We start from the raw sequence: 23,594 nt of genomic DNA, 5'->3' as shown, positions 1-23,594 counted from the left end.
CGCTTTTACAAACGGGGGCTGTTTCTTTGTTACATTATTATTTTACGATATGGATCGGGCTTCCGATTGCTACTTCGGCAGCTTCCATAGTGATTTCGCCCAATGTCGGGTGAGCGTGAATTGTCATTGCGATATCTTCAGCAGTCATTCCGCCTTCGATCGCCAGGCTCAATTCAGAAATCATGTCAGAAGCGCTTGCGCCGGCAATTTGCGCACCGATTACAAGACCGTCTTCTTTACGAGTGATCAGCTTCATGAAGCCGTCAGTTTCGTTAAGAGACAGCGCACGTCCGTTTGCTGCAAACGGGAACTTAGCTGCAACGACTTCAATGCCTTCTTCTTTCGCCTGTGCTTCAGTGTAACCGACAGAAGCCAGTTCAGGCTCAGAGAATACAACCGCCGGAATACCGAGGTAATCGATTTCAGCCGGCTCTCCTGAAATAGCTTCCGCAGCGATTTTACCTTCGTAAGACGCTTTGTGAGCCAATGGAGGTCCGTCAATGATGTCACCGATTGCGTAAATGTTCGGTACGTTTGTGCGGCACTGCTTGTCTGTTTTAATGACACCGCGGTCAGTCATTTCGATACCGACTTGCTCAAGGCCGAGCTCATCAGTGTTCGGACGGCGTCCGACAGTGATTAATACGTAATCAGCATCAACCGTTTTTTCTTCGCCTTTTACTTCGAATGTAACTGTTACGCCGTCAGGTCTTTCTTCAACGCCTTTAGCCATAGCGCTTGTATGGATTTCAACGTTGCCTTTTTTCTTCAGTCTGCGGGTAACGAGAGAACTCATTTGTTTTTCGAAGCCAGGAAGAATTTCATCTCCGCCTTCTAAAATAACCAATTCAGTTCCGAAGTTCGCATACGCTGTTCCAAGCTCAGTACCGATATATCCGCCGCCGATAACAACGAGCTTTTTCGGAATTTCTTTAAGCGCAAGTGCGCCTGTAGAGTTCAGAACGCGTTCGCTATATTTGAAGTTTGGCAATTCGATAGGGCGAGAACCGGTAGCAATGATTGCGTTTTTAAATGTGTATGTTTGCGCAGAGTTCTCATCCATTACGCGGACAGAGTTGCTGTCTACGAAATAAGCTTCCCCTTTTATAACGTCCACTTTATTTCCTTTTAAAAGACCTGCAACACCGCCGGTAAGCTTATTTACAACAGAAGCTTTCCATTCTTGGACTTTTGTAAAGTCAACCGTTACGTTCTCAGCAGTGATTCCCATGTCATCTGAATGTTTTGCATTCTCGTAACGATGGCCTGCATTGATGAGCGCTTTTGAAGGAATACAGCCGACGTTCAGACAAACGCCTCCAAGAGTTGCTTTTTCAACGACTGTTACTTTTTGTCCAAGCTGAGCAGCGCGGATGGCAGCTACATAGCCGCCAGGTCCCGCACCAATCACAAGAGTATCTGTTTCAATAGGGAAATCTCCTACTACCATAACATTACGCCTCCATTAAAATAAGTTGTGGATCGTTCAGTAAACGCTTGATGTGGTTTAACGCATTTTGTGCAGTTGCTCCGTCAATCATACGGTGGTCAAAGCTGAGAGAAAGAGCTAAGACAGGAGCAGCTACAATTTCACCGTCACGGACGATCGCTTTTTCAGCAATACGGCCGATACCGAGAATCGCAACCTCTGGGTGGTTGATAACCGGTGTGAACCATTGGCCTCCGGCAGAACCGATATTTGTGATCGTGCAAGAAGCGCCTTTCATTTCCGCAGGTGCAAGCTTGCCTTCACGCGCTTTTGTAGCAAGGCTGTTGATTTCATCAGAGATTTCGAAAACGGCTTTACGGTCGGCATTTTTCACTACCGGCACAAGCAGGCCTTTTTCGGTATCCGCTGCAATTCCGATGTTGAAGTAATGTTTTTGGATCACTTCATCTGTTTTATCATCAATAGATGTGTTTAAAACAGGGAATTTTTTCAAAGCGGATGTTAATGCTTTGACGACGTAAGGCAGATAAGTCAGCTTGATGCCTTGATCAGCAGCAACTTGTTTGAACTGTTTGCGGTGAGCAACAAGATTTGTTACGTCAACTTCATCCATAAGAGTTACGTGCGGTGCAGTATGCTTAGAGTTCACCATTGCTTTCGCGATCGCTTTACGGATACCGCTCATTTTTTCGCGTGTTTCAGGGAATTCGCCTTCAGGAGCCTGAGCCGCTGCAGGTTTAGCTGTTTCCTGAGGTGCAGCTGTTTCTTGCGGTGCCGCTTCTTGAGCCGCTCCTCCATTTGCAAAGCTGTCGATATCTTCTTTTACAACACGTCCGTTATTGCCTGAACCTGTTACTTTACGGATATCCACGCCTTTTTCACGGGCATATTTGCGTACGGAAGGCATCGCGATCACGCGTTTGTTCGGATCAGCTTCCGCTTGGTCCTGCTGTCCTGCGCCGGTTTCTTTTGCAGGCTCTTTAGGAGTCTCTTCTTTAGCGATATCCTGCCCTGCTTCAGCAGACGACTGAACTTGAGCTTCAGTTTTCGCATCTCCTGAATCATGGCTTCCTTTAAATTGAAGATCTTCGTAACCAGGTGCGTCAAACGTAATAATCGTTTGTCCAACAGTTGCAACTGTTCCCTCTTCAACTTTTAATTCTAATACTTTTCCTTTAACAGGTGAAGGAATTTCTACCACTGCTTTATCATTTTGCACTTCAGCCAGAACATCGTCTTCTTCTACCTCGTCGTTCGGCTTAACAAACCATTTTACGATTTCGCCTTCGTGGATACCTTCCCCGATATCCGGAAGTTTAAATTCAAATGCCACAGTTTTCGACCTCCTAGTTGATTAAGCAAATTTTAGCTATGCATTCGCAAGCATTGAACCTAGTAAACAGACTCCTTCATATAGAGAAAAGGATCTCTCTTTACCGTCTTTTATGATGCCTGATTAAAATTCAAGAACTTTTTTCGCAGTTTCAAGAACGTCTTTATGGTTTGGAAGCCATACGCTCTCAGCAAGCGAGAAAGGAAATACTGTATCAGGCGCCGCAACACGCAGAACCGGAGCTTCCAGGCTCAGAATCGCGCGGTCATTGATTTCAGCTACAACGTTGGCAGCGATGCCGGCTTGTTTTTGAGCTTCTTGCACGACAATTGCGCGGCCTGTTTTTTCAACAGAAGCAATAATCGTATCAATATCAAGCGGACTTACAGTGCGAAGGTCGATAACTTCAGCAGAAACGCCTTCTTTTTCAAGCTCTTCAGCAGCCTTAAGCGACTCATGAACCATCGCGCCGTATGTGATGATAGAAAGGTCAGTACCTTCGCGTTTCACATCAGCTTTGCCAAGCTCGATTGTGTATTCCTCCTCAGGAACTTCCTGACGGAAAGAACGGTAAAGTTTCATATGCTCTAAGAAAACAACCGGATCATTGTCTCTGATAGAGGCAATCAGCAGTCCTTTTGCATCGTAAGGAGTGGAAGGGATAACAACTTTAATACCCGGCTGCTGAGCGATAAGGCCTTCCAAACTGTCAGCGTGAAGTTCAGGTGTATGAACCCCTCCGCCGAATGGAGAACGGATTGTCACCGGAGAAGTCCAGCGTCCGCCGGAACGGTAGCGGAGACGAGCCATTTGTCCTGAGATTGAATCCATTACTTCATATACGAATCCGAAGAATTGGATTTCCATAACAGGACGGTAATCTTGCAGGCCTAAACCGAGAGCGAGACCGCCGATACCGGATTCAGCAAGCGGCGTGTCAAATACGCGGTCCTCACCGAATTCTTTTTGAAGGCCTTCAGTTGCACGGAATACGCCTCCGGCAACGCCTACATCTTCCCCGAAAAGCAGAACGTTTTCATTGTTTTTCAGTTCTGTGCGTAACGCATCAGTGATCGCTTGAATCATTGTCATTTGCGCCATGGCTTACTTCGACTCCTTCGCTTTGTAAATTTCAAGTTGTTCTTTTAAGTTGAACGTCGGCTCTTCAAACATATTCTCAATCAGCTCTGTTACTTTCGGTTTTGATTCGCCGTCAGCCTTTTTGATAGCTTGTTTGATTTCTTCTTTGGCCTGTTCAATCACTTTGTTCTCTTCTTCTTCAGACCATAGTCCTTTGTTTTCCAAGAACTTGCGGAAACGTACGAGCGGGTCTTTTTGCTCCCATTCATTTTCTATTTCTTTCGTACGGTATTTAGTCGGATCGTCACCGGACATTGTATGAGGTCCGTAACGGAATGTAAGAGTTTCGATCAGAGTCGGACCTTCACCGTTAATTGCGCGCTGGCGTGCTTCTGCGGTTGCAGCGTAAACGGCAAGTGCATCCATTCCGTCTACTTGAACACCTGTAATACCGACGGCAACTGCTTTTTGGGCAATTGTCTGTGCGGATGATTGCTTTTCTACAGGAGTTGAAATCGCATAGCGGTTATTCTGAACAACGAAGATCGCTGGCGCTTTAAATGCTCCGGCAAAGTTCATTCCTTCATAGAAGTCACCTTGAGAAGCTCCGCCGTCACCAGTGTAAGTAATAGCTACCGCTTTTTTACCGCGCTTTTTAAGACCTAAAGCTACACCTGCGGTTTGGATAATTTGAGCACCGATAATAATTTGAGGTGATAAAGCATTTACTCCCTCAGGCATCTGATTACCTTTAAAATGGCCTCTTGAGAACAGGAATGCCTGATGTAAAGGAAGCCCGTGCCAAATCAGCTGAGGAACGTCACGATAACCCGGAAGGATAAAGTCGTCCTGTTCAAGCGCGAAGTGTGATGCAATTTGAGAAGCTTCCTGGCCCGCTGTCGGTGCATAGAAACCTAAACGTCCTTGACGGGAAAGAGAAATTGAACGCTGGTCTAAAATGCGGATATACACCATTCTTCTCATTAATTCCTTTAACTGATCATCTGAAAGATCAGGCATTGCGTCTTTATTTACGACTTCTCCTTCAGCATTTAAAATTTGGAACGTTTCAAACTGCTTATGAATAGCATCAAATTGTTTTTTGCTATCAACAATTGAAGTTTTTGTCTTTGCAGCCATTTTTTAAACCACCTCTTCTTTTGATTTAACAGGGTTAGGATACCGTTTAGCCATCCGTATTAAAAACAGTCTTATCATGCTCTGCAATTCTAAAATTAATCATTCAGAAATTCACATAGCGCTTAAGCAAAGATAATGACGTTTAAACTGTACTAATAAAAAAAGATTTTTTATTAGTACAATATGATCAACAACCATAGTTTACAGTAATTAAACAAAGCCGTCAATTATTTATAACCTTATTTTGAAACCGCTTATAAAACTTAAGATCATATTGCGCCAAACTGTACTATAAAAGACTTTAAACTGTATTATAAAAATGCTCTACTGTACTATAATTAAAAAAAATTACAAAGAGTAAATTAAGTTATTTAACTTAGGGGCAGGCTTTGAAAAGATGCCGCGGGATAAAAACGGGCAGTTAGCAATCGTCCCGCCTGCCGAACAGACGGGACGATGGTTTTGTCTAATTATTCAATACCCGCCCACACGATATTCAGCGGCGTCAGCACGGCATGAGGATGAAACTCGGAAATCGGAGTGAAAAATACATACGTAAAATCTTCGGCTGGATCAGAAAACATGCCGCACCAACCCATTCCAAGATGTGAGAAGGTGCCTTCTGTCATGAAATAATGGTCCCCGGCCGGCCACAAATTAACGCCTAAACCAAAGCCGCCTTCCTCTCTGGGCGCTCCGAAGAAGTAAAAAGGAAGACCGGGCTTTATTTGATTTCTCAGCATAGCTTCGACTGTTTTTCTTCCAAGCAGCTTCTTATCTTTCAATCTGCCTTTATTTCTAAACATTTCAGCCAACTTCCAAATATCCCGCAACGAAGAGTACAGACCGCTTGTCGCTTTATTCGGAAAATACGGGTGATGACTTTTTTCCAGCTGTACGCACTCGTGTTCATTGATCACACAAACTTCTTCTTTTAAAGCATCAGGCACATAAAAATACGTTCTTTCTAATCCGAGCGCTTCAATAATATGCTTTGTTACATACTGTTCGTAGGATACGCCTGTTACTTTTGAAATAATGATGCCAAGTATAACAAAACCGGTTCTGGAATAGTTCCATGCTTCATCCACTCCGTACTCCAAAGGCGTACTGACGAGATAGTTTATCCATTCTTCCTCATTCGTTAAGTCAATGCCTTCAGCCTTTTGAATATCCAGCTCAAAACTTAATCCCGCCGTATGAGTCAAAAGGTGCAAAATTTTAATTTCTCCGAAACCCGATTTATCAAACGCAGGCAAAATGAGCTTGACCGGCATTTTCAGATCGAGCAAACCTTTTTCGACGAGCTGCATGACGGCTACAGCGGTAAACACTTTTGTCAAAGAACCGATTTCTCTGATTGTATCAAGCTGAAATGTTTGCTTTTCGTTTTGTCCGCCGGTAAATTCCCCTAACGACTCAGCTGCAAAAACCTCACCTCCTCTTGACATCATATAACTCGCACATTGCAGATCTCCATTGTCTATCATCGTCTGATAATGGCTGTTAAGAGCGTTAATTTGTTTCATATCAAATGCCGGATTGCTTATTGTTTGTTTCATTGTTTTCTCCCCCTGTACTGTATGTATCGTTTTCATCCTTTACTTACCGATTTCTTGATGAATTCTGACACCGCTTTATTAAATTCTTCCGGATGTGTGATGTTCGGAAGATGCCCCGCTCCCTTAATTTTCTTTAATTCTGCATTGCTCAGCAGTTTCTGCAGCCTTTTTGTTTCTTTCTGATCAACTACGCTTTCCTTCTCACCCGTAAGGATAAGCGTTCTTGTATGAATGTCTTTTAAAAAGCCGATCGTAGAATAGCCTTCTTGTTGATGTATCTTCATAAAACGTTCAATAGAAGCATTTAAGAATTGATTACTGTATAAACTTTCATATTCATGCGACTTTCCTATAGCTATAAAATCATTTTTCAGTTTTTCCTCGACACTGCTTTCAGGGTCTTCTTCGTATTCGGTGTAACTTCCGGAAAGAATGAGCGTTTTTACTTTTTCAGGGTATTCATAGGCTATCCTCTGCCCTATCATGCCTCCCCAAGAAGCTGCCGCAATGTGGATCGGCCAAGCAACCCCTATCTCGTTCAGCACTTCGATAAAAGTCTGAGCCAGCCCGCTCAGTGTAAAATCGGCGCTCCCCTCACTCAGCCCGTAACCCGGTGTGTGTATGACAATTACATTAAATTGATCTGCCCACTCTTTCATTTGTTCTTTCCACATGTAAGCAGTGGTAGCAAAACCGCAAATCAGTAAAATTGTTTCGCCCTTACCGCTCATCAATATCTCCATATGCCGGGCATTTTCTGTGTTTGCCAGAAAATGAACGGTTTCCGTTTCTTCTGTCTGGTAAAAAGCGATGAGTTTTTTTGCGGCATCGCTTTGATTGTGCTGAAGGGCTCCTTTCTTCAGTCTGCTCCAATAATGCAAATAATCATCGAGATGACGATTGGAAGCTGTGCCGAGTATCCGGAAAGGACTTTCAGCTCCTTCCGTAACGATTGACGAAGCATCAAAATCGGCTGCAATCGCTGAATCTCTTACCAGAGGCGGTGCTGAACGGGCGGATAACGGCTTGAAATCGTTTTGTATTTTTTCTTTTTCTCCGTATAACACGATCAGCTGGTGGCCTTGGCCGAGAAGCGAGTGTTCAAAAGCTTTGATTCCGGCAGTATTTTCTAATGGGTGAAGTCCGTACTCCCTTTTCATAATATCTTGGATGCCGGGATCAACTGTCATGCCTCCGTCTTTCCAGAAAGGCCAATTTACAGCGATGGTTTTTCCTGATCTTCCCCCCGCCTTTCTCATACATTCCCTCCACTCGGCAAAATGCTCCAGAAAACGATTGGCGTAGGCATAATCGGCTTGACCCAGACTTCCGATTTCTGAGGAGATGGAAGAAAACAAAACAAAAAAGTCTAAAGGCATATCTCTGAGCGCTTCATCCAAATGAATCACACCATTGACCTTTGATTGCAGCACCGCTTGAGCTTCCGCGTCTGTTTTATTCATAATGAGAGAGTCTTTTAACACGCCTGCACTGTAAATGACCCCGTTGATTTCGGAATAATCAGCACGAATTTTTTCCGCTAACTTGATGACCTGCTGCTTATCTGACATGTCAGCCTGGATATAAGAAATGCTTGCCCCGTCATATCGGATGCTGTCTAATTTTTCTTCCATGTCTGCTGTCATTTTCGATCGCCCGGCAATGATAACGCTGGCTCCGTGATTTGCATAAAGAAACGCTGAAATAATCCAGCCGATGCCGCTTAACCCTCCGATGATGAGATACACCCCGTTTTTTGCAAACTTTGCGGCCTTTTGTCCTGTTTGCAGCGAAGCGTCTCTATATGCTGTCACCCACCTTTTTTGATCGCCGTCATATTTCACAGCCTGATGATGTCCGGCACTTAATTCATTGAGAAGCAAAGGTGCTTTTTCAATGGTTTGTCTTGAAGAAATCTCAACCGTTTTACACTTTATATTCGGCTGCTCCGCATTCAGCGTTTTAAAAAAGCCTCCAATCGCGGCGTAAACCGGATTTGTATATTGATCCTTGTCATGCACGTACAGAATGTTGATGTTTTCTTTTGTTTTTTGACGGATCAAAGCTTTACTTAAATAAAGAATTGAATAAAAGCTGTGAGTCAGGTCTAACGCCGCTTCAGTATAAGCTTTTTTTGACAGGTAATGAATGATTGACGCCGGAAACGCTCCGGACTTTTTCATATCATCTAACAGTCTGGTGTAATGAGCAGACTGCTCCGGGTTAAATTTATAATGCTTTTCATTTACCATTTCATATTCAGCGGCGGCTTCCGCATAAATAACATTTTCACTGCCGGTGTAGTTGCGGATTTCATCACTCAATGAACTGTCGAAATCGAAAATCAAAGTATTTTCCTTAGACACTTCTCCGGACTTTAATGGCGACTCAATCCATTCTTTTTGTAAATACAAAGATTCAAGCATCGGCTTTTCAGACGGCTCTTTCGTTTGCGTTTTTTCTTTAAAAGCTGCAGCCGGTGTATTACGCACATTATATTTTTCTTCTAAATAAGCCGCTAAATCATGAATATTGTTATAATCAAAAAGCAATGTCGGATACAATTGTGTATCCAATCTTTCCTCGAGCATTTTCGATATATGCAGCAGCTGTTTTGAGTCAAGACCCAGTTCGTAAAAAGATTGGTGTTTGTCCGCTTTATTTGGCGGTGTGTCTGTAACCTCTCCAATAATGGATGACAGCTCATCTGTTAATGTTTTTTGACTGTCTTGGTGCAAAACTGTATCAGAGATAGAGTCTGTAATGTCAGCTCCGTATTTCTCCTGCAGATATTCCGTCAATTCACCGATTGTGGAGTAATCAAATAATAAAGTCGGGTACAGCTTTGTATCTAACATCAGTTCTAATTTTTTGGATAAGTCTAATAATTGTTTAGAATCCAAGCCCATCTCGTAAAAGGAAATATCATTCTTCACTGTTTCAGCAGGTTTTTCAATCATGCCGGCTATCTCTTGGATCAAATTATTTCTGATCATTTCTTTATTGTTCGTTGCGCTGCCAACCTCTTTAGCTTTTTGGGAATGCTCCAGCCTTTGTATTGATTTTTCATTTCTGACTCTTTTCACACCGAATCGCTCATAATAAAAAGCGAGCTCTCCATCAGGCCTGTATACTTCTATGTCCGCATATAAAATGTCTTTAGAAGGCGGCTGCGTTATACTGTTTTTATCAATATACACAAAACAAGACCCAGTTGTTTTATGCAGTGCCCGGAATGTCTCAATATATATAGGGATAAACGCATTTGTTCCTTCATCCGGCAAGTCTGATGTAAGGATTCCCAACAAGCTGAGAGACCCATCCAAAAATGCGGGATGCATGTAAAAGTCATCTGTATATTCTTTTGAAAGTCCGCTTAAACTGACCTCTCCCAGAATATAATTTTCACCTTCATATACCGTACCTTCCAATTTCATAAAATCTTTATGAATCAGGCCGCCCCTGCGCAAATTACGATAGGCGGATTCAGCATCCGAAATCCGGACGGCTCCTTTCTTTAATTCTTCGATTGAAATTGTCTTTTCGTTTATCGCATTTTTTCTTATGATTTCCGCCTGCAAGTTGACTGACGCTTCACCTTCCGCCTTTTCAGCGACCCATTTCCTGCTTGTTGTTTCAACAAGCCAGCCGTTTTCTTGTTCCGTAAACTGGAAGGTGACTTTTTTATCAAAATGGACTGACGTCGCAACAGGTTCACGGAATAAAACATGTTTGATTTCAAAACTTCGGGGGGATATCCCTTTCTCAGCTAAAAATCGTGTTATTAAATCCAGATACGTTACGCCGGGTATCGTACGCACTTGATGAAGGACATGGTCTGAAACAATATAATCGTCATGTTTGACTAATACGCTGAACCTCATGCAACTCGACAACCTTTCTTCTTTTACAAAGTAAAGAAACAGAGCAGGTGCTACTCTGTTTCATCAATAATTTCAAGAAGCCGTTTTTTATTCTGTTTGATTTGTTTTTTCCGATTTGAATCCGGCCAGTACTCTTTTCTGACAAACTCGGCAGGCGGCAGCGGAGTTCTGACGGAATGATATGAATCATCCAGGCCGCTTACCAAAAGGTGGGCGTTTGTTCCGCCAAAACCGAAAGCGCTGATGCCCGCCCTCCGTTTTCCATCCTTCCAGCTTCTCAGCTCTGTATTCGGATAAAAAGGCGACTTTTCAAATTCAAAGCGGGGATTTGGCGTTTCACAATTCAATGTAGGCGGAATTTCCTTATGCCATATTGATAAAATCACTTTAATGAAACTTGCCGCTCCGGCAGCGCTTAATAAGTGTCCGATATTGGTTTTTACACTTCCTACTCCGCAAAATTGCGTTTTGTTTGTGTCTCTTCGGAATACTTTTGTCAGAGCCTGTAGCTCAATCGGATCTCCAATCATCGTGCCTGTGCCGTGAGTTTCGACGTAGCTGACTGATCCGGGAGTGATATCGGCTTTTTCAAATGCATCTTGAATAACCTGCTCTTGAAGCTTAGGATTCGGGGTCGTAATTCCCATTGTCGCACCGTCGTTATTAATAGCTGATGCTTCAATGATACCGTATATCCGATCTCCGTCCGCTTTCGCTTTCTCGAGCGGTTTTAACAGAACAGCGCCAAAACCCTCTCCGGGTACAAAGCCGTTTGCCCTTTCATCAAAAGTAAAACACTGACCGTCCGGCGAAAGAGCTCCTCCTTCTGTTAACATCAGGTAAGGAATTTCATCCAAAAGCAGATCCGCCCCTCCTGCCAGCGCCATCTCTGAATCACCGTTTTTTATGCTTTGGCAGGCTAAATGAATGCTGACTAATGAAGAAGAACAAGCGGTATCAGAAACCATGCTTGGACCGTGAAAATTAAAGAAATGCGACACATGTGAAGCAATAAAGTTTTGACTAAGCCCGACGATGTGGCTGCTGCTTTCTTTCGGCAGTTTGTGACCGTAGCCGCCCATTCTGGAACCGACAAATACGCCGACTTTTTTTCCCGATAATTCTGTTTCTTCATAACCGGCATCCCGTACAGTCTGTACACTCGTTTCTAAGAAATGTCTTATCAGCGGGTCCGTTTGGATGGCTTTCTCCTCTTCCATGCGGAAATACTCCGGATCAAAGCTGCCGATTCCATTGATAAATCCTCCCCATTTGCTGATGCTTTTTCCCTTTTGCTGCACCGGAGAGTAATTTTCTTCTATATTCCACCGGGAATCAGGTACTTCTTTAATATGATTCTTCCCTTTTCTCAGATTGTCCCAAAATTCCTCTTTATCAGCCGCTCCAGGGAACTTACATCCGATTCCGATAACAGCTATCTTTGCAGAGGAAGCCGTCTGCGGTTCTGTATTTCGGCTCGTCACAGACTGCATATCATGCTGATTGCTGCTTTGAGAATCAGTCTGTTCGATTTGTTTTTTCAACGGCGGCGCCGTCTTACCGATATATTCCGCAAGACCATGAATCGTGTTGTGTTCAAGAAGCACAGTAGGGTCAATTTTTTTCTGAATCATTGCTTCTATACGATGTATAATGCTGACAAGAAGTATAGAATCCACACCGTATTCCTGAAAATCCGTATTTGGGTTAAGCTTTTCAAGGGGAATGCTCAATTCCTCGGCAAATACGGCAGAAAGTTCACTGACAAGCCCTTCTGAATGATCAAAAGTGTCGGGAGTCTCCTGTCTTCGCACTGGAAATGAAGCCTTGCCGGTTTTATTGATATTCAGGAGACTGTCTGCATGAAACACTGTTCCTTTTTTCACGATAGGAATGATATTGGCCGATTTTCTCTCCAGTGCATGATACAAAATCGCCAGTCCTTCCCGTGTGGAAAGAGAGTCCAATCCCAATTCATCATATAAAGGACTCGTCACAGTACCCATTCCGACTTCTTTCCAGCTCGGCCAATTGATGGACGTGAAATACGTTCTCCCCTTTTGAAAATGATAAGCCGCGAAATAGTCCATATATGCGTTTGCAGACGCGTAATCAGTCATTCCTTTCGACAGTTTGGGTGACTGTGCAGCAATTGATGAAAATAGAATAAAGAAATCCAGCGGCCTATTATTAAAAATCCGCTCCAAATTCTGAAGTCCAGTGACTTTCGGGCCGTACACCGTCTTAAATTCACTCATTCTTTTATGAATAAAGGCCGGATTTCCGCCGCTGTGCAGTCCGGCACAGTGTATGACACCGCTTATATCTTTAAATTCAAGGCTTACTTGGTGAAAGAATGAACGCAGCTTCTCTTCATTTGTGAGAGAACCGCTGTAATACAGATAGTTGACACCTTTCTCTTCAAAACTTTGAAACAGTTTGATATTGCTGACTGTCTTTTCGTCCTGTCTGCCCTCTTTCAGCAAATGATCCCATTCAATTCGCAAAGGTAATGGACGCGTCCCCGTCAGCACGAGTTTTTTCACTCCCCGTTTCACCAAATCTTCAGCTATTGCTCTGCCAATGCCCCCTGTCCCGCCGGTAATCACGATGGCTTTATCCGCAGGAAATGAAACAGGCCCGCCGGTATGGATTCTTTCTTCTTCAAAATACGGAACATATCTGACGCCGCTGCGGTAGCATACTTCATTCTCTCCGGTACATTGCGCCCTTTCATTCTCAAAGATTTGTTTCAGCTCATGCGTTTCTTTCATGCTGTCTATATCTATTGTTTTCACATGAACAAAGCCGTATTCCGCAGAAAGGGCTTTCAGAAAAGCCGCTGATTCCGCCCCCGTCAGCTTTGGTTTTTCCGCTTTAAATACCTGCAAGCCATTGGTGATTTGTAAAATGGATAATGGTGTTTCCTTTTTACTCCGCTTAATTATTTCTTGTATAAATAAGAATTTACCATATGGGATGCCGTTCTGATTTTCACTCTGGTTTCCGATATCTGAGAAATCAAATATATTTTCGACCTGCCGCTCACCGCCCGAGAAGATCTCACGGATAACGTCGTATGCGTGGTTTTCATCTAATAAAGAACACTCAAACATTTGATCAGAGTGTTTTATAAATGAAGAGTGATGTTTTATGACAATCAGATTCTCCTGATCTATATCCGAACAAATGGTGCGGGCAATTGATTCTGTGTCTTGATTTACAAATGCTACTGTCAGTCCGTACTCTTTTGTTTCGGATGGATTTACAAACGGATTCTCCCTCCATTTTTTTTGCAAATGATGTTGAAAAGAATGCTGAGGGATCTCTGCCTTCTCAGTCCTGGACGGAACCCAATAACGTTCTTTCGCAAACGGATAAGTCGGAATTGAGATCCGTTTACCCGGCTGCTGTAAATGTTGATGAACGGATTTCCAGTCGATATCCGCCCCCCAAACCCATAATTGAGCCAGCTTTTCCGCTTCACCGGTCTCAATAATGGTCTTTACAAACAATTCACCTGCTCTGCCTCCCGTTAACGCCTTCATTTTTTCAGCAAATGCATCTGCTGATGGCTGATTAACATATACGCCTGGAACTTGCTTGTCACCGCGGCAAAACTCAAATAATTTATCTTTCATTTCTTTAAGAGAGGTACCGGTAATCGCCGCTCTGGCCTCCATCGCTTCTCTGCCCGATTGTGTAGTGTATGCCAGATCCCGTAAAAAGACGCTTTCCGATTGGCTGCCTTCCATCACTTCATTCGGGAACAGGTTTCTTATCGCTCCGGCATATTCCTTCAATAAGTATTCAGTAACCGCTTGAATGGAGGCGCAATCAGTTAATTCATACATCGTGAGTTCAATATGAAACATTTCGTTAATAAAATCCGCCATCCGGCTTAATTCCAAAGGCCCTACGCCAAATTCACTCAGGTGATCAGCAATATTAATTTCTTCCGGATGGATATGAAGCAATTCCGAAACAAACGGTTTGAGTACTTCATTCACCTTTTCTTTCATATCAGGCTGTTTATCCTTTACTTCAGTACTTAGTGAACGTTGAATAAAATCTTTCATGTTTTCGGCATACTCAAGAAGACGTTCATTGTCTTTGGCAGATAACAGGACAATATGCGGTTCGTTCTCAACATGTTCTGTTGAGACGTTTGTTTCTTCATATTCTTCTATAATGATATGAACATTCGTTCCTCCGGCTCCGAATGAGCTGATCCCCGCTCTTCTCGGAACAGTTACTGTTTTTCCGTTTTCCTGCAGTTTCGGTTTCTTCCAGTCTTGCAATGACCGCTGTACATAAAAGGGAGATGCTTTAAAATCAATATTTGGATTCAACGTCTCCGCATGTATGGAGGGAAACAGTTTTTTCAGTTTCATTTGCAAAAGAACCTTTGTCAAACCGGCAATTCCCGCTGCGGCCTCAAGATGGCCGATATTTGATTTGACAGAACCGATTGAACAATATTGAGTGTGCTCCGTAAATTCCCGAAACGCTTTTGTTAATCCGGTGATCTCAATCGGGTCTCCCAGAGAAGTTCCCGTTCCGTGAGCTTCAATATAACTAATTGTACGAGGGTCAATACAAGCTTTCTGAAGCGCGTCCTGTATCAGTTCAGACTGACCATTTGGATTAGGAACCGTAAAACCGTTTGTTCTCCCTCCGTGATTGACCGCTGTCGCTTTAATCAGCGCATAAATATGATCTCCGTCCCTTACCGCTTCCGCCGCCGGCTTTAAAAGTACGGATCCCACTCCTTCTCCCGGTACATAACCGTCACCGCCCTCGCCGAATGTACGGCATCGGCCATCACTTGCAAAGAAGCGGCTTTGATTTAATAATGTATATTTATTCGGATGAAGCGTAAGATTGACCCCGCCCGCAACAGCAAGTGTGCTTTCTCCTCTTCGTATACTTTCACAGGCTAAGTGAATGGCGTTAAGAGAGGATGAACACATTGTATCAACCGCCATACTCGGCCCCTTAAAATTAAAGAAATATGATATTCTGTTTGCTATTGCAGAAAATGGAGACCCGACGGCCAGTTCATTTCCTTTAAGTGATTCTTCAACGCCGAAAAATTGATAGCTTCCATATGTGACGCCTGCAAATACTCCGACCTTTTTGCGGGTCAGATCTGAAGGTTTATAACCCGCATCCTCTATGGTATTGTACACTGTCTCTAAAAAGAGGCGTTCCTGAGGATCAAGAAAAGCCGCTTCTTTCGGTGATATCCGGAAAAATAAAGGATCAAACCGGTCTGGATTTTTCAGAAAACCTCCCCACTTATAGCAGCTTCCCTCCAGCATTTCCTTCCGGTCATCGGGAATTTCGCTTACGCAATCCCGTCCATTCATCAGCACATTCTGGAACTCCCTGATGTTTTCCGCACCCGGGTATCTGCCGCTGACACCGATAATGGCTATATCAGCAGAAAGGGGGTCGGCCGCAATGTGCTCTTTTGAATCTTCTTCTTCAGAGCGTACCGGCGCTTTTGTTTCCACTGGTTTTCTTTTTTGCTTTTTTTGATATGAAACAAGTTCAGATGTGCCGGCCGGGTTCAGCAGTTTCATCATTCGTTCGCTGTGATGACTCAGGAAATATTCGGCTAACTGCGATATTGAATGATATTCAAAAAATAATGTTTTCGACAATCTGCCGATACTTTGCTCCAGCTTTTTGGTCAGACGCATGATCATCACTGAATCAATGCCGTATTTCTCCAGATATTGTTTTTCATCTATGAGTGAGGCCGGTAATTTCAATTCCTCTGACATTATATTTTTCAGATAACTGATTATATTTTGTCTTAATTCATCGTTTTGCAAATCAGCATCTTCCTGCTGCTCTGAATGAAAGCTGATTGTGCCGGCACGCTTCAGCACATCCTCAATCTTTTCTTTACGGCCTTTCAGGGCAATCAGCTGTTCAGATGATTGACACAAGCTGTTCTCCAGAGCCTGTATTCCGTCACTGTCATCTAACGGGTCAAGACCGAGTTCCTGTTTCATGTAGGATACTCCTTCATCGTCAATATTCATCCCGCCGGAAGTCCATAGCGGCCAATTGACTGACACTACCCTTTCGGCAGACTCTGTCGCGCTCATAACTGCTGCATACTGATCCAGAAAGGCATTGGCGAAAGCATAGTCACATTGGCCGGCTGAGCCGAAGACTGCCGATGTGGATGAAAACAAGACAAGTAATTCAACTTTCATTTTTTTGATTTCTTCCGCCAGCCACAGCGTGCCATAAACTTTCGAACCTGTGACTTGATCAATTTCTTCTTTTGTCTTTCTTAAGATAAAAGAGTCACGGAGTACGCCGGCACTGTGAAATACTCCATGTAAGGTGCCGAACTGCTCTTTTGCAAAAGCAAATATCCGTTCAGCATCACTTTGTTTTGAAACATCAGATCGGATATATTCAACTGTTGAACCTGAACTTCTTAAATATTCGATCTTTTTCTCCTGCTCTTCAGTTAAATCAGAGCGCCCCGTTAATATGAGATTCGCTTTCCATTTTTCCGACAGATGTTTTGCCAGAATATAACCGAGACCGCCCAGGCCTCCTGTAATCAGATAATTCCCATGATGTTTCAGCGGCTGAGTTAAATCGAATGAGCCGGCTTTATTATAGCTTTTCGTAAAACGTCTGCCGTTTTCATAGCGCACTTCAAAACGGATATCCCGTTTTTCGTCACACTCTCTCTGATATATGTCCGCTATTGCTGGAAGAGCGGCTCCCGCACCCTCTGATTGCGTGATATTGATAATCTGATAGTGAAAATTGGGGTGTTCTTGGTGAACGGTTTTCACCAATCCGCCGAGCGCATGATGCAGCGGCAGTTGTTCTTTATTCTCAGTTTGAAAAATATGCGTCAGCTTTATTATCTTTTTCCATTTTAGTTCAATCAGCGCCTGTGTAATATACAGAAGAGAAAACAATCCGTTTTCCAATTGTTTCTGTATACCTCCTTTACTCATGTCAGCCTGAGAATCAGACCACAAGTGAAGAATCTTTTCGGGCAGCTGATAATGATCATGAATGTATCGGAACAGCTTTAGATAATCGTGTTTTTTCACGTGGTTCATACAAATCGTATCATCATGTAAAACAGCAAATTCTTTTCCGCGGATGACAAACAAGAGAGTACAGCCCTTAAACAAACCGCTCAATTCTTGTATTTGCCGTTCATTTTCTGCAAAAATCAGGAGCAATCCCGTCAAGGGTACGCTCTTCTTACTCGGAATGAACGATTCTGTCCATTCCGGCTTGTAATATAAAAGCGGATGGTTCGATGCCCGTGATTTTTGATTCTGAATGGATGTCACACGGGCATAGCCTTCGTCAGCCGACATTTGTCCTGTTTGAATCAGATCAAGAATATCGCTGATTTGTTCACGTTTTCCGTTCATCATTCTTCCCCCATTAATTGTTTCAATACAGCCTTCTGATCAATATCATTGGTTTCCAATTGACGCAGGAGACGAATGAGTTCATCGTCCGTCTGAACAGTATCTTTTTCATGACCATACCTGAATCTCACATCTCTGCACTCTGCCAGAATGCTTCCGTTTCCATCTGTAAATGTCATATGACACGTTACATCACGGCTGTTCTGCCGGTTCTCTTTTTGAGTATAGACATAAAAATTTTGAGCGAGAGGCTGATAGACATCCGCCGCTCCCATTCCGATCAATTCCGGGAAGGTTTCTCCGCTGACAAAAAACGCACTGGCTTGAATCGCGGACTCAAGCGCTTCAGGAGAGATCGTAAAATTCTCTCTTTTTGCATAAAGCTCATCCGGCAATGAATGAAACGACAGCATTCCGTCACTGTTTTTCGCTGATTCAATGACAAAAGGCGATTCAGCAGGATGTTCAGTCATTTCTGATTTGACTTCAGCAATATCAAGCGCTTCAGGAAGCATACCGCTTTCAGGCTTAACAATATGCGCATTTCCCCTGGCAAGACGTACTTTATTCTCATTTTTTGTGTTTGCATATATGTCAAATCGCGCAAAGTCGCGCTCAGGCGTCAGCGTAATCATCAGTTCCCGTACAGTCATTCCGTTCATGCTTTCGGTCCACAATAAATCAGTTAATGTATGAACTGGTTGTCCAAATGCCTCCGCTGCATTGACGATAGCCATTTCAGCCAAAGATGCATAAGGGAAAAAGGACACGTTTCCTTCAGACAGACTTAGTGCAAACGGATGATTACGGCTGATTTTTTTCGTGAAACTGAACTGATTAAAATCGGACGTGTTACTCCCCAAGAAAGGGTGACCCGGCTTACTCACATCCGCTGAAACAAGTGCGTCCCCTTTTTCCGCTATCCAATACCGCTGTTTGATCAGCGGTTGTCCCGGAATAGAAATCCTGCGAGCATTCCGATTCACCTCAAAAGTCTCCCAATCTATCTTTCTTCCATTTACCCATTTGGATGCTGCTTCGGCGTAATCTGAACAAACGTGAGGTATTTCATTGTGAACTTCTGATTCGAATGTATGACCGGTATGGCTCAAGCTGCTTTTTTCACCCCTGATATAAGCTGAAAGCTCTTCAGCAATGACCTGCCCGGAATCTGCCACTATCGCCAGCCGTTCTTCCATATGATCGCGTCCCGTCTGAAGTGTATAGGCAATATCCTGAAGACGCAGTTTATGATTGTTATCCTTCGATTCATTTTCTGATAGAAAATCAGCCATAACCTTTGCATATTTTATCAGCCGTTGTTTGTCTTGGGCCGATAAAACAAAGATCACTCGGCCGCTTTGATGATCAAAAGCTTTTGGCGGCTCATACGCTTCCAATATAAGATGCGCGTTTGTCCCTCCTGCCCCAAAAGCGCTTACCCCGGCTCTCAAAGGATGAACAGCATTGCTGTTTTGCGGAATATTCCATTCAGCCGCTTTCCGCTGCACTTGAAAAGGAACCTGATCAAAATCTATAAACGGATTAACAATATCGGAATGCAGAGAAGGAACAAGCTGCTTATTCTTCATTTGGAGAAGCACTTTCGTTACCGCAGCGATTCCTGCCGCAGATTCTAAATGTCCGATATTTGATTTCACCGAACCGATGGCGCAAGGATGGTTCAATTGATAGGAATCTTTCAGTCCTTGAATTTCAATCGGATCGCCTAATGACGTCCCTGTTCCATGCGCTTCAATATAATTGACGGTGTTCGGATCAATGTCAGCTTTACGAAGCGCTTCTGAAATGACCTCCGCCTGCGCATCCGGATTCGGTATGGAATATCCGCTCGTCTTTCCTCCGTGATTAACGGCGCTTCCCTTAATCACACCGTATATTTGATCTTGATCTTCTATTGCTTTTTTCAATGGTTTTAACAATACGGCTCCGACTCCCTCACCGGGAACATAACCGCTTCCGTCTTTTCCAAAACTCCGGCATCTGCCGTCACTTGATAGAAACTGTCCCATACTGAGGAACTTATATTTATTCGGATGTATTGACAAATTCACTCCGCCGGCTAATGCCATATCGCTCTCTCCGCAATGTATGCTTTGGCATGCGTAATGAATAGAGGTCAGTGATGAAGAGCACATTGTATCCAGAGCCAAACTCGGACCTTTTAAATGAAAATAATAAGACACCCGATTGGCTATTGAAGAATAGACGGACGCCGGCGAGAAAGCCACTCCATTTTCTTCCCCTTCAAATAGTTGATATTGGCCCCACATTGCACCGACAAATACACCGACTTTCATCTTTTCCAGCATGTTTCTCGGGTACCCTGAGTCTTCAAAACAATTTTTGGCCGTTTCTAAAAAGAGCCTTTCCTGGGGATCCATAAGTTCTGCTTCCCTTGGGGAAATATGAAAGAAAAGCGGATCAAATTGATCGGCTCCGCTGATAAAACCTCCCCACTTGCTGTAAGACTTCCCTTTCATATCTCTGTCTTCGCTGAAGAAATCATCCATATTCCAGCGGTCAGGCGGGATTTCTGTAATACAATCTTTTCCGCTCTTTAAATTCTCCCAAAATTGAGATAAGTCTTCAGCCATCGGATACTTCCCGCTTAATCCGATAATGGCAATGTCACCATGCCTTGTATCAGCTTTCTCATTTATTTTGATCTCGCAGTTTTCATCCTCTATGAAGGTATCTTGAAGTGCAGATTCTAATTTTTCTTTGTCACCTTCAAACACTATCAGCTGTGATGCGTTCAGAGAGAGTGAATCTTGAAAAGCTTTGATCCCATTGGTTTTACTAAGGGGAACCATACCGATTTTTTGTTTCATCCATTTTTCAGTTTGTTTATCCACTTTCATGCCGCCGTCTTCCCATAGCGGCCAGCCGATGGCTACTGAGACGCCGGAGCGTTCTTTTTTCCGCCTCATTCCTTCACGCCACTCAGCGAAAAGATCGATGAACCGGTTGGCCAATGCGTAATCCGTCTGTCCGATATTCCCGTACATCGAGCTGCTTGATGAAAACATCACAAAGAAGTCCAAAGGTTCGGTTTGCAGCAAGCTGTCCAATAAGACCGTCCCATTTATTTTCGGGGCGATCACTTCCTGAATTTCATCTTTTGATTTTTGAATCAATAAAGCGTCGTGCGTCACACCGGCACTGTGTATCACACCGTTGATTTCTCCGAATTGCCTTTTAATGGTTTTTATGATTCGCTCTGCATCGCGGCTATCTGAAAAATCACCTCTTATATATTGAACCGAAGAACCGCCTGCTTTCATTCGGCTGATTTTGTTCTTTTTGTCTTCCGTAAGTTCAGAACGGCCCGCTAAAATAATATTGGCTTTCGTTTGGGCTGCGATATGTTCTGCAAATATAAGGCCTAAGCCGCCGGCCCCTCCTGTAATCATGTATACTCCGTTTTCTTTAAAGGAGAAATCTGAGTTTGGAGCCGGTTCTGCTTCCCGTAAGGCACGGACCCAGCGCACATTTCTTTCATAATAAAGATCGGTTTCTCCCGGATGCGCTTCCGTAGATTCGACTCTGATGATTTCAGCTGTAAGTTCCGGCAACGATGACTTGTCTGAAACTGATATCCCGATTGTCTTAAGGGCCAGTTTCGGGTTCTCAAGCAAAATAGACTGCCCTGCGCCATGGACTGAAGCGTAAAGCGGCTGATCATTTTTATGGTCCGCCGGATAAAGGAAAAGCGATACAACCTTTTTTTCCGCCTTGCTGCGCATCAATGCCCGGCTGAAAAAGAATAGCGGGTAAGCCCCCTTAGAAAGCTGTTCACTTATTTTTTCCGGGCCGGCAAATGACCCTTCCGGCCACCCGTAAACCACGGTGTCGGGCATTTGCCCCCTTTTTTTCAGATCAGCTGCAAGCCTGTCAAAGTAAGCTTCCTCCCTGTGATCTATCTCATAAACACCGTCTCCGTGATAGGAGAAACGATTCCCTGATAAAACGAGAATGATCTGTGTATTTTCGAATCCATTTTCAGCATTTTCCCGCATAAAATGAAAAAGTTCTCTGTCATATTGAAACAGCAGGCATGTTCTTTTCTTTTTATTTCCGCAATTCGGGTCCCAAGCGGCAGCCTTTTGTCTCCAATGCGGCGTTAAATAGGTCAGAGCCGTATGATTCTCTCCATGATGAAGAGGGCGGTCTTTTTCAACGGAAGTCTTTTCGCCGCTCTCTGTAAAATAATTTGCAAGTTTTTGAATCGTCGGATACTCAAACAATAAAGTAGGGTACAGTTCCCTGCCTGTTTTCTCTTCCAATGCCTTTACGGCTTGCATAAGTGTTACGGAATCGAGGCCTTGTTCATAAAAACCTTTTACCACAGAGAGTGTTTCAGGGGCAGTCCCTTTGATATCTGCGATCAGCTGCTGAATGTCTCCTTCTGTTATAAGAGCGGAAAGATTTTCGTTCTTACTTTCTTTCATGTCAGGCTTTTCAGCCGGTTGATTTCGCGTTAAGAAATAACTGGACATTTTTTGATTTTCTTTAATATACGCGGCGAGTTCCCGGATCGTTTTCTGCTCAAACAGGAGTGTAGGATACAGCTGTTCCCCTGTTTTGTTTTCAAGTTCTTTGACAATGGCAAGCAAAGAAGCTGAATCCAGGCCCTGTTCATAAAAACCAATGTCTGTCCTTATGTCACGCAGATCTATATTTGAAACCCCGGATATTAATTCTTTAAGGTGTGTCTCGATGCTTTCGCTTCGATTTATGATTGAATCTTCTCTGATCAGGCTGTCTTTTGGCTGAGAAGCCGCTTCAGTTTCCAAACGAGTCTGCTTCAGGTTTTCAATTAAATCTTTTGAGCGAATATGTTTCACAGACAGCCGCGTAAAATAAGCGATCATCTCCCCGTGTGCATCGTACAAACCGTAACTTACTTGGATGACATCCCCTGAATCATGATTTTGGTCTTGCTTCTCTATGTACACATAACACCTGTCTTCCAGGCGCTTCGTCATACGGAAAGATTCAATATGAATGGGAATATACGTTTTCATCCGGCTTGCCGGAGATCCTTGTGTAAAATATTCGGGACATGCCTGATAAAGGATCGATATGATGGTAGACGCATCAAGAAAAGTGGGATGCAATTGAAAATAGCCGGTATATTGATTGGCAATTTGGCTGAGCGTCAACTCTGCAAGTACAGAATGGTCAGACGCATAAACCTTCCCCAGACTCTTCATAAATTCAAAATGCTCTATATCAACCTTTTTTAAATAGTCATAACATATCTCCATTTCGGCTTCACGGACGGAGGCACGTTTGATTTCATCGATATGAATTGAACTCATGCTTTCCGGAATTTTCGGCATGAGCCTGCAGTTCATATTCTCATCCCAGCTTTCATCCAGAATGCGGTCATCTTTTACTTTTCTGCTCTTCGCCTGAATTTCCCATCCCTGTTCCAATCCCTGAAAACGGATGCGGATTTCTCTGTCAAAGGTATCCGATGTTGCTACAGGTTCCAAATACAAAATATTCTGACACTCGAGTTCTTCAATAGGCAAACCTTTGCTCAGCGCCATACGGTATATCATATCTAAAAATGTGACACCGGGTATAATCCGGGTGCCATGCACCCGGTGATCCCTGACAATATAGTCCGTATGTTTAATTGTTAATGTGAACTGATAGTTTTGATTACTGGCCACCTGT

At 43.5% G+C, this 23,594-nt stretch carries 8 protein-coding genes; all 8 read right to left on the bottom strand.

Annotated features, from left to right (window positions below):
* Positions 1-37: 37 nt before the first annotated feature.
* The gene (lpdA, locus tag RUW00_RS01360; RefSeq protein ID WP_007409663.1) at positions 38-1,450 is read right to left on the bottom strand and encodes a dihydrolipoyl dehydrogenase; all 1,413 of its coding nucleotides are present in this window, start codon (positions 1,448-1,450) and stop codon (positions 38-40) included.
* A 4-nt stretch (positions 1,451-1,454) separates the two neighbouring features.
* Positions 1,455-2,783, bottom strand: coding sequence for a pyruvate dehydrogenase complex dihydrolipoyllysine-residue acetyltransferase (gene pdhC / locus RUW00_RS01355; protein ID WP_014417649.1), 1,329 nt, complete (start codon positions 2,781-2,783; stop codon positions 1,455-1,457).
* A 123-nt stretch (positions 2,784-2,906) separates the two neighbouring features.
* Positions 2,907-3,884, bottom strand: coding sequence for a pyruvate dehydrogenase complex E1 component subunit beta (gene pdhB, locus RUW00_RS01350; protein WP_003154528.1), 978 nt, complete (start codon positions 3,882-3,884; stop codon positions 2,907-2,909).
* A 3-nt stretch (positions 3,885-3,887) separates the two neighbouring features.
* Positions 3,888-5,003 (bottom strand): pyruvate dehydrogenase (acetyl-transferring) E1 component subunit alpha, encoded by a 1,116-nt coding sequence (pdhA, locus tag RUW00_RS01345; protein WP_007611171.1) that lies wholly within the window; start codon positions 5,001-5,003, stop codon positions 3,888-3,890.
* Between the two features lie 470 nt (positions 5,004-5,473).
* Positions 5,474-6,565, bottom strand: coding sequence for a serine hydrolase domain-containing protein (locus RUW00_RS01340; protein ID WP_280145072.1), 1,092 nt, complete (start codon positions 6,563-6,565; stop codon positions 5,474-5,476).
* A gap of 32 nt (positions 6,566-6,597) precedes the next feature.
* Positions 6,598-10,449: an alpha/beta fold hydrolase gene (locus RUW00_RS01335; RefSeq protein WP_280145071.1), complete on the bottom strand. Its 3,852-nt coding sequence runs from the start codon at positions 10,447-10,449 to the stop codon at positions 6,598-6,600.
* Between the two features lie 50 nt (positions 10,450-10,499).
* Positions 10,500-17,882 carry an SDR family NAD(P)-dependent oxidoreductase gene (locus RUW00_RS01330; RefSeq protein ID WP_315956445.1) on the bottom strand — a complete coding sequence of 2,461 codons (7,383 nt, stop codon included), beginning with the start codon at positions 17,880-17,882 and terminating at the stop codon, positions 10,500-10,502.
* Positions 17,882-23,590, bottom strand: a complete 5,709-nt coding sequence (locus tag RUW00_RS01325; RefSeq protein ID WP_315956444.1) for a type I polyketide synthase — start codon at positions 23,588-23,590, stop codon at positions 17,882-17,884. The genes RUW00_RS01330 and RUW00_RS01325 overlap by 1 nt, the downstream gene beginning before the upstream one ends.
* Positions 23,591-23,594: the final 4 nt, after the last annotated feature.

The sequence above is a fragment of the Bacillus sp. IS1 genome (assembly GCF_032461585.1).
GTDB lineage: Bacteria > Bacillota > Bacilli > Bacillales > Bacillaceae > Bacillus > Bacillus velezensis.
Note: the sequence above shows the minus strand (reverse complement) of the source record. Positions and strands in the feature narration are given on the sequence as shown.

Excerpts from the sequence above, each read along its gene's own strand:
- RUW00_RS01330 (WP_315956445.1), bottom strand. The coding sequence starts at position 17,882 with ATGAACGGAAAACGTGAACAAATCAGCGATATTCTTGATCTGATTCAA.
- pdhB (WP_003154528.1), bottom strand. The coding sequence starts at position 3,884 with ATGGCGCAAATGACAATGATTCAAGCGATCACTGATGCGTTACGCACA.
- lpdA (WP_007409663.1), bottom strand. The coding sequence starts at position 1,450 with ATGGTAGTAGGAGATTTCCCTATTGAAACAGATACTCTTGTGATTGGT.
- pdhA (WP_007611171.1), bottom strand. The coding sequence starts at position 5,003 with ATGGCTGCAAAGACAAAAACTTCAATTGTTGATAGCAAAAAACAATTT.
- RUW00_RS01335 (WP_280145071.1), bottom strand. The coding sequence starts at position 10,449 with ATGAGGTTCAGCGTATTAGTCAAACATGACGATTATATTGTTTCAGAC.
- RUW00_RS01340 (WP_280145072.1), bottom strand. The coding sequence starts at position 6,565 with ATGAAACAAACAATAAGCAATCCGGCATTTGATATGAAACAAATTAAC.